The sequence below is a fragment of the Niallia sp. FSL M8-0099 genome (genome assembly GCF_038006945.1).
In the GTDB taxonomy this organism is placed as follows: domain Bacteria; phylum Bacillota; class Bacilli; order Bacillales; family Cytobacillaceae; genus Niallia; species Niallia circulans.
On the sequence record NZ_JBBOWF010000008.1, the window covers coordinates 1 to 10,002 of the forward strand.

Sequence of the window (10,002 nt, forward strand, 5' to 3'; positions counted from 1 at the left end):
GAATTTCTTCTCTAGTTGAAATGCCATTATCTCGCATTAAAATGGATACTCTTTCTTTTTGGCTATCAAAAGTTTGGCTTAAAGAATTAATTTCATTGCGTAGCTGCTCTTTCTGTTTTCGTTGGAAGAATCCTGTATTTTCAAGTGCTTGCTCTTTTTCGATTATTTGTTTTTCAAAATTAGATAAAGTAGCATTTGCTTGGAAAAGATTATCCATGTTTTTTTGCTTGTTTTGAAGTTGATAATGTTCGGAATTATTTTGGTTATGCCATTTTTCATTGAACTCTTTTATCTTAGAAATATTCTCTAAAGTCGGTTCTTCTTTGGTCATTTTTGTTTGGATATAGTTTAATACTTTTTGTTCTCCAGGAGTGAAAGTAACTACCTTTTTTTGTTCCTGTTCTTTTGACAATGCTTGTCGTTGTTGCTTTTCTTCACGATATTTTTGTAAGTCATAAACAATGGCATTATGCTGTTCTACTTTACGATTTATATTGCCGCGGTCTGTTTCCATTCCTTTTTTCTCCATATCAGAAGCTACATGCCCTAAATGAACAGTAGGTAAAATTTCAAGTCCACGATCAGCATGAGATTGATGGGTAATTCGTTCTTGGATATTTTCTTTTTCAAGTGCCTTATTGGCATGTTCAGACCATTGCTCTCTCCATTGTTCCAGTAGTTTTTTATTGTTCCAATCACGATTCTTTGTAGTGAAGCCATCTTCTGAAATTTCTCTAGTGGTCAACATAACATGAGCGTGAGGATTTTCTTTATCATCTCTATGAATAGCAATATCGGCAATCATGCCTTTATCTACAAATTGTTCTTGAACATATCCTTTGATTAATTCTGTTTGCTGTTCATTAGAAAGTTCTCGTGGCAAAGCAATATTAATTTCTCTTGCAAGTCGTGAGTTTTTTCTTGTTTCGCTTCTCTCCACTTCATTCCAAAGAAACTCTCTATTTTGAACCCACGATGGGGCATGAGAAGGAGCAAGAATATGGTTTTCGGGTTGCACTTCTCTTTTATAATATTTAGTTTGCTCGGTTTGTTCATCACGTAGTTTTTCTCCTGATCGATAAGAAGCAGAAGCAACTGCTGATTGTCCTTTTCCTCGTGAAATAACTTGAACAGAAAAGTGATAGATAGCCATATTCTTTTTCCTCCTTTCTCTTTTGGATATTATGTATTTTGATTTTTAGGTTTTATTTTTTTTATGTTTTAGGTTTTCATATCCGTAATAAAAAATTTCGTACCGAAAGGTGGGAAATTTTTTATTATGGTTTCGTAAGGATTTATTAAACGAGTTGGGGATATCCCAACTTGGAATAATAAATCCTTACGAATGGTTTTTATGTATTCGCCATTTGGCGGATACTCATTCGCACATTTGCGAATGAAAGATTTTGATTTTGTATTCGCTGATAAACGAATATGCCTTTTGTTGCGAAGCAACCGCACAACAAACGTTAGTTTGTGTAAGTGCGCCCTTCCTCAACTGGTTCGTTGGGGTTATTATACCACGGATCAGTTGAGGAATCATTCTGTAGATATAGTTTTCGCTCATATTTTTGGATATAATAGAGAAAATTATATGATTAGGGAGTGAGAGCATTGGCTCGAAAAACAGAAGAAGATAGATTAGTAGATTTAGAAGAAAAAATTAGGAAGATGCAATTAGAAAAGCAACGTTTGGCGAACCAAGTAAGACAAAAGGAGAGAAAGGAACGAACAAGAAGATTAATACAAGTAGGTGGATTAATAGAGAAACATTTTGAAATTGAAGGGGAAGAAGAAACAATTAAATTAATTGCTTCTTTTAAAGAGGTTGTTGCAAAGAATAAGGAAAAAATATTAGAAATGAATATTGATCAAGCAAGAAAAATTCTTCGAATTTAGATTAATAGAAATTTAGAGTTGATAAATTAAGAGTTTATCAAAAATGACATTTTTACAAAAAATGTCATTTTCATGATAGGATATTTTTGTAATTTAATTTTAGGAGGTATTATTTCTATGAAAAAATTTGCTTTACTTTCTGCTGTAGCTTTTTCATCTGTATTAACATTTTCATGAACGAAAGTCATTAGATCCGGTTGTAGATATTGATGAGTTAACAGAAGTTGATTTTTAGTCAAATTGTCAATAATGGCGGTGGTTTTAGTACAATGGGTGCTGGCGAATGGGATAATGACCAAGCTGAATTATTTGTAAATGTCTATAGTTATGTTATTGGGATTGATAAAAAAAGCTACTAATATTTTTAGTAGCTTTTTTTTATTTTACCAATAAGCTATGACTGCTAAAATTCCTATGAGAATAATAGAGCTAAGGCAAATAGTAGAAAATAGTTTTACTCTGAATTTCAATTCTTTATTCATTTTGAATTCTCTCCAAATAAATAATGTTTTGTTTTTGCGGAAATATTTAAGATTAATGTTAATGCTAATAAGGTTCCTAATATGGAACTTCCTCCATAACTTAATAAAGGTAAAGGTATTCCTGTGATTGGAACTAATCCAGTTACCATTCCAACATTTTCAAATATATGGAATGTTAGCATTGCTATTACTCCACTTGCAATTATGGATTCATATTCTCCTTTATTAACTAATACAATAACCACAATTCTGTATATTAAAAGAAAATATAAACTTATTACTAAACTCGCACCTAAAAAACCATATTCTTCAGCAATAACAGAAAATATAAAATCTGAATGTGATTCTGGTACATCGACTTGACTTTTGAAGAAACCTTTACCATATGTTGTTCCAGAACCTATAGCTAAAATAGATTGTGTTAATTGGTATCCAATTCCTTGTCGAAATTGAAAAGGATCTAACCAAGAATGTATTCTATCTAATTGGTATTGACTAAGAAATAGTAATAATGTATTGGGAGTGTATATATAGATAATTATTAATGTTCCTATACCCAAAAGAACTATTGAGAAAAAGGATATCAATATTTTCCAATTTACTCCAGAAGCGACAATTATACCAAACATTATTGTAATTATAACCATTGCTGTTCCAGCATCTGGTTGTAACAATATAAATAATAAAGGTATAGAAGTTATTCCTAATATTTTCAAAACTAATATTAAATCAGTTTTAGTGGTTTTATTTATAGTTTTATTGTTATGATCTACTGATATTTTAGCTAAAAAAATAATCAAGAAAACTTTCATAAACTCTGCAGGTTGTAAAGATCCTATTTTCGGAAGAACAAACCAAGCTTTTGTTCCTTTAATATTTGGTGCAATTGAAGATGGAGCTATAAATAGAATTATTAATAATAGAATTCCAAAAATGTATAAATAAGGTGAAATTTTTTTTATTTGTTCAAAATCAAAGTAATAAATGATTGAGGTTATAATAAAACCTATAACATACCAAATGGCTTGTTGCATAGCAAAATTACTGTTATATGGTAATATTTTTTGAGCACTATATATACTAATAATACTTATAATCATAAGCATTATTATGATTGCTAGTAGATAAAAATCATAATAATTTTTACTTTTCATTGTTAACTCCTATTTCCAAACATTAATTTAATTATTTAATGAGTATAACATTATAGTTAATAATTATAAAATGTATCGTTAATGTAAAGAATAAAAAGTCCCCTTTAAGAAGACTTTTCTTAAAGGGGACTTTTTAACAAATAGTTTTTAATCAATCATAAACTGTTACTTTTAAAGTTACTTTTCCATAATAAGTTATATTACCCAAATCATATTTTTTTCCTTTTTTTAATCCAGACCAAGTTGCACAGTTAGGAGATCCTCCAGAAGTTTTTTTACTAACATTTTTTCCAATAGGAGCTCTTTCTAGACCTAATTCTATTTTTTCAGAACTATTATTAACACAAACTTTTAAATTTCCACCATCTTTTGAAGTTATTCGAACTACATTTTTAAATTCGTAAGAACCAATGTTTTGCCATCCTGCTTCAGCACTGGCTTCTGAACCAAATGATCCAAATGTAATAATAAAAACTAAAGATAATATTGATAATAAAGATAATTTTTTCATAATTGAGATTCCCCTTTCTATTTTTTCAATTAATAGAATACTTTAAATCAGATGAAAAAGATGTCGAATTTTGTAAAAAGAAGTAAAAATATACAAAAAAACACTCTCTATATAAAAGTTAATTTATAGGAGAGTGTTTACTTTTCTAGTTTTTAATTGAATTGTATTAATCAATCATAAACTGTTATTGATAAGGTTTTTTCTCTGTAATAAGTTATATTACCTATATCATATTTTTTTCCTTTTTTTAATCCAGACCAAGTTGCACAGTTAGGGGTTCCGCCGGATGTTGTGCTTCTAATACTCTTTCCGATCGGAGCTCTTTCTAGTCCTAATTTTATTTTTTCAGAGTTGTTATTAACGCAGACTTTTAAATTTCCGCCATCTTTTGAAGTTATTCGAACTACAGCTTCGAATTTATAAGAACCAATGTTTTGCCATCCTGCTTCAGCACTGGCTTCTGAACCAAACGATCCAAATGTAATAATAAAAATTAAAGATAATACTGATAATAAAGATAATTTTTTCATAATTGAGATTCTCCTTTCTTTCTTCAATTAATAGAATACTTTAAATAAAATAAAAACATTGTCGAAATTCAGCGAAAAAATACAAAAAAATGTAAATCTGTAAATGATTATGATAACTTTTATATTATAAAGGTATTTTAATTGTTATAGATATTTGTTAAAAATATTTTAAAATTAATTGAATAAGATAGGAGAAAAATAGTTTGAAGAATAATAGCAAAGAAAATTTATTGTATTGTATTTTTATTATTTCTACTGTTGCTACATTGGGCAGTTTATACTTTTCAGAAATTATGAATTTTGATCCTTGTAAATTATGTTGGTTTCAAAGAATTTTTATGTATCCTTTACCAATTCTTACTGCAATTGCTATTATCAAAAAAGATTATCAACAATCTGTAAGTTTTCTTTTTATATCTAGTATCGGTTTAATGTTTTCTATGTATCATAATATTATTAAATTGTTACCTACTGATTATAAAGGAGCTTGTGGACAAATTTCTTGTACAATTGATTATTTTAATTTTATGGGATTTATTACTATACCATTTTTGTCTTTTTTTGCATTTCTTTTAATAGAATTATTATTAATATATATGGTGATAAAAGAAAAATCTATGAATAAAACCCTTTAAAAGATTAGTAAAAAGAATCCTGTAATGTTTAGTAGAAAGGGGAATGATAATTATGAAAAAATTTGGAATTTAGAAGATGACTATTATACATTAGAAGTAATCACCTATTAACGATATGATAAGTAATAAAGATCTTGCTAAGAAGAATACTGCTCAAAAATTATTAGATGAAATTGAGAAACAGAATGATTTTGACCTTGATCCATTTAAATATATATTAAAACAGCATTTAAATTAACAATAGTTAACATAATCATTCCTATACACAGCAATCAAAAAAGCAAAAGGCGGAATTCGTCCATATTGGGGCAAATTCCGCCTTTTTGCGTTTGGGAAATAACGAGAAAAATAGCTTCATAATAAAAAAGCTAATCTTTAGATTGCTCCTGTTTACTCCTAAATGCTACTTCATTTTATAATTGACTTTTCACGATGATTGAAATAAAAGAAGGGAATTTTACTAGGTTATCGAAGAATAAAAGTAGAAGGAGTGAATAAACGCTATGAAAAACGCTAATAGCTTTGGCTATTTTTCTAAAGATGTTGCGGCTGATTTAGAAATAACTACTTCTAGTTTAAGAAGATGGTCTATTGAGTTAGAACAGCATGGTTATATAATTGAACGAAATGAAAAGGGGCAGCGTATTTATTATGAACGCGATTTTAAGGCGTTAAGAGAATTAAAAAAATTATTATCAAACAACGTCTCTTTTACAGACGCGTTAAAAGCTGTTGTATCAATGAATTTAAACGAAAAAAACGCAGCAAAAACGCCTAGCGTTTTCACGGATGAAATCCGTTTATCAAAGAGTGAATTAGAAGAAACGATACAAAGAGTAGTAAAAATAGCAATTGAAGAAGAAAGAGAAAATATGTTGAAAGCATTTGAATATAAATTGAATGATGTTATAGAAAAAAGAGATCGACTCTTAACGATGCAATTACAACAATCATTAGAAGAAAAGAGATTAGAAATAGCAGCTGCCAAAGAAGAAGAAAACGTAAAACCCTGGTGGAAAAAACTCTTCAAGTAAGAGAATTTTAAGGATAAGGGTTGCCTTTATGGCAACCTATAAACCTTTAGGGTGATAAGGGGGTAGTTTTTTATGAAAAGGACCAATGAAGAAGCGATGAGATATGCAAAAGCTTCGTTGAGATTATCTGGAATGGATGTTTCGAAAGAACAAGAGGATTTAGTAAGAAGATCTTTAGAGGGACATATTTCAGCTGAAGATTTTATCAAGCAGTTAAAGGAATTAGCTGATAAAAAATAAAATAAGGTGGTGGGCGATTTTATGCTAATGCTTCATGAAATTTTAGGAACAGATAAGCCGATTTTTAAAGAGAAACAAGTAGAACATTTTTTCTATGAGGAATTGCTAGCATTGAACGAAAAATCTTCACAATATAAGATTACTGGCTATGTGGAAGTAAGAAAAAACAAGCAATTATTTTTCAAGCAAGTGTATAGTTAGGAGAAAGATACCGATTATTCTATTTTGGAAAATCGGTATTTTTTACGCTTGTATAAAAGTTACTTAAACGTTATAATAAGAGTAACTTAAATAAAAAGGCGGTTAAAATATGTTGAAGGTATGGGATTTACACAAAAAATTATATGATGCTCGTTGGAATGGTGAAGAGGAAATAAATAAGACAATGGAGCAATTAGAAAATGAGTTTGTTTCTTTGGCTACGACGGAAGGAGTTGCTATGGAAACAATAAACGAAATGTTAGGTCAGCTCTACATTCCGCCTTATCGATATGATACGTTACCAGACCATTTAAAGCACTCTAATTCAGCTAAAAAGGAAAATGTAGGGCGTCCGTCTATGGGAGTTACTAAAAAGGTTTCTATAACCCTTCCAGATGATATATGGAGCAAAATAAAGAGCGATATTAAGGATAAGGATTTAAAATCTATGTCTGCTTATTTTAGAGAATTAGCTTTAGATTGTTACAAGGGGGAAGCCTAATTGCTTTGTTCTTATTGTGGTCAAGAGAATAGCAGCTATGCAGAAACATGTTCGTTTTGTGAAGCACCATTAAAAGTGAAAAGACCGAAACTAAATGGTTTTATGTACTTGGAATTATGCGAAAGACCGTTTTCGGTTTTGGTTTCTTTTCACACATATGATCTTTTAGTTTTGCTTCGACTGGTGAGAGAAAAGCGGACAAGTTGTTATCACCTTATGAGAACCGTTCAAAAGGCTCCTGACGGGGTTGTAGTTCCTAGTGATATAAAAGGTTTGGCAGAAAATGAATATCGGCTTTATACTTCTCGTATGAAGGTTATAGAGGGTATCTTGGTTGATAGAATGGGTTATAAACCGAAAAGAATTGATAATAAATTGTTAGAGAAGTTTAAAGAGAAGATAGAAAGGGACTAGAAAAAATGGGGAAATATTGGTAGGGTTAGTGTAATAAAAAGAAAAAAGAGAAACCTCATAGTTTGACGGACTGGAAAGGTTTCTCTTTACATAAAGGATTGGAATTAATCCTATATTCACTTATTGAATAATTATATTCTAACATATAGAGATTAATTCCTTCCAGTAGGGAGAGGAATTTTTGTGAAAAAAGAAAACAATAATGTAGTAAAATTAAACAGAGATTTAGATCAAGCTGAAAAAAATGCTAGAAAAAGAGATTACGAAAAAGACTCAAAACTTAGAGAACAAGTAGAAGGCCTTAAAAAGTCTTTATTAGGTGAAATAGAAAGTCTTACTGGAGAGAAATTTCATTTAACTAGAGATAGAAATATATTTGCAGGGGAGCCATTTAGTCAAAATATGCATAGGAATCTTGATTTACTTGTCCAAATTGATTATTTAACTCAAGCAGAAGAAAGCTTTTTATTTAGAGTTCAAAATTATTTAGAATTTAAGACAAATGTAATTCTTAAAAGAGAAGATAAGTTTTCTTCCAAGAAAAAAACCGACGAGTTTGCTTTAGCAAGAGCGGCAACAGTTTCGGATATTGCAGAAATGATTGGTAAATCTCGTAGACAAACATCTGAAATCATGAATTCCTTAAAGGATAAAGAAATTTTATTAAATCCAGAAGGTGCAGGGCAAATCACTGAAAATGGACGTACTGTTAGTCCTAGAACGTGGATTGTAAATCCTTATATTATTATTTGTGCTCCTAGAAAAAATGATGTTCAATTAGATGGTTTAACAATGCGTCTATTTCAACATTCTTTAAAAAGATTAAAAGATCAAAATGGAAAAAAAGTAAATTTACCTGTTAGATTTTTTTAATAAATTCCAAGGTCATATTCAAAAAATATGACCTTTTTTATTTATTAATTTTTACAAATTGGAAATTATTAGGTGTGACGAAATCCTCTCACTTTTAATTTAAAATGAGAGGAAAACCTCACACATATAAAACCCCCATAAAATCAGTCATATCAATGGTTCAACCCACTTTTTTAAAATCTTGCCTTATTATCAGTATTGTTAAGAAGTGAATCGAATATGATTTTACGCTCCTTATTTTTGTTTAAATTACGTTCTGCCATAAAGGCTAAAAGGTTGCCATAAAGGCAACTAAAAAAATCGCTTTTAAGGGGGGATAATTGTTAAGTGGATCTATAACAAGGCTATCCAAAAAAATGGTATATCTTTTCTTATAAAATAGTTTTAAAAAGGGATAAGGGTGTTTTTATGTATATATTTAAAGGTGGCAGTTTGAAGAAGTATGAAAAGAAGAACCACACTGATTCGCAAACAGACAATGGTTCTTCTTCTGCCGAAGATTAATTCAGTTGAACAGATACTATTGGTCTGCTAATAGTTATTTGAACATCTAGTAATGATCGTTACTAGGTGTCTTTTTTATTATATCGAAAGATATAATGGTTTAAAAGGTGGTGTTTATATGCATGAGTTTGAAAGGTCCAAACAAATTATTAAAGGTGATTTTGATTGCAACCGTACTTGGAACGTGACATTTGAATATAGTCGAGATTATGAAAAAAAGCCTTTATCTTGGGAAGAAAATCAGCAATTGCTTGACGATCTCATCAAGGTATTTGAAAAATACGAAATGAATTGGAAATTGAAATAAGGGGTTGTGAATTTTACAACCCTATCTTTCTAATCCATTATCTCTTAATAAATATTGTTCTCTTTTATTTGTTCGCTGTAAGTCTTTTTGAACATCTGATAAGACTTGATTTTCCTTCTCCAATTCCTCGATTTTCTTCACATATTTTTCTTTAATTGGTTTCTGTTCATTGATTAGTTCTCTATCTTGTTGAATAGAAGAAGTGTTTTTATAACCAGCTTGTACAAGTTCTCGTCCTATTGATTTTTTGCGTTCGTTTAGTGCTTCATATTGCTCTTTGGCTACTGGATCATTAAGTACCTTTCCATATTGATAAGGGTTATTTTCAGTAGCCTTTAATTGGCGGTCGATTTGGGTAATTCTTTTCAATTTTATTTCGGCTGCTTTCACTGTTTCTTTTCGTTTTTCATAATTGGAAATAGCTTTTGACATGCTGTCTATTTCAGCTTTATTTTTCTCGATAACAGTTGGTATATCGCTAGTTTTTAAAAGATTATAATGTTCATGAATGTCTTGTAATTTTATAGCAGTTTTATAGTCAATTCGCTTATTTTCTAGTTCTGGATATAGAGAAGTTGCTTTTTTGATTTCATGATTTTTTAGAAGGCTTTCTCCTTGTTCTAATAACTTATTAGTATTTTTGTATGTTGTTCTTTTTCCTTCTAATTCAGTACGAGATTGTTCAACTTCTTTGTCCATTTGTTTTTTTCTAAATG

15 protein-coding genes are annotated in these 10,002 nt (G+C 29.7%); 10 read left to right on the plus strand and 5 right to left on the minus strand.

Going from position 1 to position 10,002, the window contains the following annotated elements; all coding sequences use genetic code 11:
- On the minus strand, positions 1 to 1,153 hold a 1,153-nt coding region (mobQ, locus tag NSQ92_RS26645; protein ID WP_341153419.1), incomplete at its 3' end, for a MobQ family relaxase.
- Positions 1,154 to 1,605: 452 nt separating this feature from the next.
- Here mobQ and NSQ92_RS26650 point away from each other — a divergent pair.
- Both NSQ92_RS26650 and NSQ92_RS26655 read left to right on the plus strand, forming a co-directional pair.
- Positions 1,606 to 1,899 (plus strand): conjugal transfer protein TraD, encoded by a 294-nt coding sequence (locus NSQ92_RS26650; RefSeq protein ID WP_341153420.1) that lies wholly within the window; start codon positions 1,606 to 1,608, stop codon positions 1,897 to 1,899.
- A gap of 224 nt (positions 1,900 to 2,123) precedes the next feature.
- Entirely contained in the window at positions 2,124 to 2,258 is a 135-nt protein-coding gene (locus NSQ92_RS26655; protein WP_341123921.1) for a hypothetical protein, read from the plus strand.
- 119 nt (positions 2,259 to 2,377) lie between these two features.
- Here the strand turns inward: NSQ92_RS26655 and NSQ92_RS26660 are convergent, their stop codons facing one another.
- The 3 genes from NSQ92_RS26660 to NSQ92_RS26670 form a co-directional block, all read right to left on the minus strand.
- Positions 2,378 to 3,535, minus strand: a complete 1,158-nt coding sequence (locus NSQ92_RS26660; protein WP_341123920.1) for an FtsW/RodA/SpoVE family cell cycle protein — start codon at positions 3,533 to 3,535, stop codon at positions 2,378 to 2,380.
- A gap of 151 nt (positions 3,536 to 3,686) precedes the next feature.
- The gene (locus NSQ92_RS26665) at positions 3,687 to 4,046 is read right to left on the minus strand and encodes a hypothetical protein (protein ID WP_341123919.1); all 360 of its coding nucleotides are present in this window, start codon (positions 4,044 to 4,046) and stop codon (positions 3,687 to 3,689) included.
- Between the two features lie 170 nt (positions 4,047 to 4,216).
- A complete protein-coding gene (locus NSQ92_RS26670) occupies positions 4,217 to 4,576 on the minus strand; it encodes a hypothetical protein (RefSeq protein WP_341123918.1) in 360 nt (119 codons plus the stop codon).
- 203 nt (positions 4,577 to 4,779) lie between these two features.
- On the opposite strand from NSQ92_RS26670, the gene NSQ92_RS26675 reads away from it, so the two are divergent.
- From NSQ92_RS26675 to NSQ92_RS26710, 8 genes are all read left to right on the plus strand, one after another.
- Positions 4,780 to 5,211 (plus strand): disulfide oxidoreductase, encoded by a 432-nt coding sequence (locus NSQ92_RS26675; protein ID WP_341123917.1) that lies wholly within the window; start codon positions 4,780 to 4,782, stop codon positions 5,209 to 5,211.
- Between the two features lie 503 nt (positions 5,212 to 5,714).
- Positions 5,715 to 6,245, plus strand: coding sequence for a MerR family transcriptional regulator (locus tag NSQ92_RS26680; RefSeq protein ID WP_341153421.1), 531 nt, complete (start codon positions 5,715 to 5,717; stop codon positions 6,243 to 6,245).
- Between the two features lie 72 nt (positions 6,246 to 6,317).
- A complete protein-coding gene (locus tag NSQ92_RS26685; protein WP_341123929.1) occupies positions 6,318 to 6,485 on the plus strand; it encodes an antitoxin VbhA family protein in 168 nt (55 codons plus the stop codon).
- 21 nt (positions 6,486 to 6,506) lie between these two features.
- Positions 6,507 to 6,686: a hypothetical protein gene (locus NSQ92_RS26690; protein WP_341123928.1), complete on the plus strand. Its 180-nt coding sequence runs from the start codon at positions 6,507 to 6,509 to the stop codon at positions 6,684 to 6,686.
- A 109-nt stretch (positions 6,687 to 6,795) separates the two neighbouring features.
- On the plus strand, positions 6,796 to 7,188 hold the full coding sequence (locus NSQ92_RS26695; protein WP_341123927.1) for a hypothetical protein: 393 nt from the start codon (positions 6,796 to 6,798) through the stop codon (positions 7,186 to 7,188).
- The gene (locus NSQ92_RS26700) at positions 7,189 to 7,602 is read left to right on the plus strand and encodes a hypothetical protein (protein WP_341123926.1); all 414 of its coding nucleotides are present in this window, start codon (positions 7,189 to 7,191) and stop codon (positions 7,600 to 7,602) included.
- A gap of 183 nt (positions 7,603 to 7,785) precedes the next feature.
- Positions 7,786 to 8,475, plus strand: a complete 690-nt coding sequence (locus NSQ92_RS26705) for a Rep protein (protein WP_341123925.1) — start codon at positions 7,786 to 7,788, stop codon at positions 8,473 to 8,475.
- Between the two features lie 622 nt (positions 8,476 to 9,097).
- Positions 9,098 to 9,286: a hypothetical protein gene (locus tag NSQ92_RS26710; protein WP_341123924.1), complete on the plus strand. Its 189-nt coding sequence runs from the start codon at positions 9,098 to 9,100 to the stop codon at positions 9,284 to 9,286.
- Between the two features lie 21 nt (positions 9,287 to 9,307).
- Here the strand turns inward: NSQ92_RS26710 and NSQ92_RS26715 are convergent.
- The coding region (locus NSQ92_RS26715) for a hypothetical protein (protein ID WP_341153422.1) at positions 9,308 to 10,002 on the minus strand (695 nt) is incomplete at its 5' end.

Bases quoted from the DNA above. Each gene is read 5' to 3' on its own strand.
- NSQ92_RS26660 (WP_341123920.1), bottom strand. From the start codon at position 3,535: ATGAAAAGTAAAAATTATTATGATTTTTATCTACTAGCAATCATAATA.
- NSQ92_RS26665 (WP_341123919.1), bottom strand. From the start codon at position 4,046: ATGAAAAAATTATCTTTATTATCAATATTATCTTTAGTTTTTATTATT.
- NSQ92_RS26670 (WP_341123918.1), bottom strand. From the start codon at position 4,576: ATGAAAAAATTATCTTTATTATCAGTATTATCTTTAATTTTTATTATT.
- NSQ92_RS26680 (WP_341153421.1), top strand. From the start codon at position 5,715: ATGAAAAACGCTAATAGCTTTGGCTATTTTTCTAAAGATGTTGCGGCT.
- NSQ92_RS26685 (WP_341123929.1), top strand. From the start codon at position 6,318: ATGAAAAGGACCAATGAAGAAGCGATGAGATATGCAAAAGCTTCGTTG.
- NSQ92_RS26690 (WP_341123928.1), top strand. From the start codon at position 6,507: ATGCTAATGCTTCATGAAATTTTAGGAACAGATAAGCCGATTTTTAAA.
- NSQ92_RS26695 (WP_341123927.1), top strand. From the start codon at position 6,796: ATGTTGAAGGTATGGGATTTACACAAAAAATTATATGATGCTCGTTGG.
- NSQ92_RS26710 (WP_341123924.1), top strand. From the start codon at position 9,098: ATGCATGAGTTTGAAAGGTCCAAACAAATTATTAAAGGTGATTTTGAT.